General features: G+C 59.2%; 1 protein-coding gene and 1 pseudogene. Both read right to left on the bottom strand.

Annotated features, from left to right (window positions below; all coding sequences use genetic code 11):
* Positions 1–245 (bottom strand): annotated as a pseudogene (locus J5224_RS34560) (carbon monoxide dehydrogenase); the annotation flags it as partial.
* A gap of 104 nt (positions 246–349) precedes the next feature.
* The coding region (locus tag J5224_RS34555) for a hypothetical protein (RefSeq protein ID WP_264629336.1) at positions 350–544 on the bottom strand (195 nt) is incomplete at its 5' end.

Here is a 544-nt window from a genome sequence, read left to right as displayed (position 1 = left end):
ACTCCGGCGTGCTGCACGCAGTAGGCATCCGGCAGATCGTCTACCTTTGGATTGAGGATAAACAGGCTGCCATACCCGGCACCGGCCCCCGTGCGCTCCGTTGCCAGTGCTTTCATACGGGAAAAAGGTTGCAACAATGCATAGCGTTCGGCCGGAATGCCTATTGCAGAAGCCAGATTGGCATCCGGATCGGCATCAATCGCCAGTACCGGTTTTCCCTGTGCCGCATAGGATCGCGCCAGCAATCCCGCCAGCGTGGGCCCCCTTTACCCGGGATAGCTATTTTCATATCACCCTCGTGAACCGATGTTGCCAGCCAGCCGCCTGATGGCGCTGGCTGGGCAATGCGTTAGATCCCCAGCGCGCGACGCTTCTCTTTCATTACCGCCACCAGTTTCTCGGCGGCCAGTGCGGGATCGGTTTCCACCAGGAAATAGCCACCAAACAGATCTTTAGCCTGCGTGGTGATTAAATCGGTCACTTGCTGCGAACCCGTCACGTGCGGCACCACGCCGAGGTGAGTCGGCAGGCCTAACGCCACGCT

It is taken from the genome of Candidatus Symbiopectobacterium sp. NZEC135, from assembly GCF_025962695.1.
Note: the sequence above shows the minus strand (reverse complement) of the source record. Positions and strands in the feature narration are given on the sequence as shown.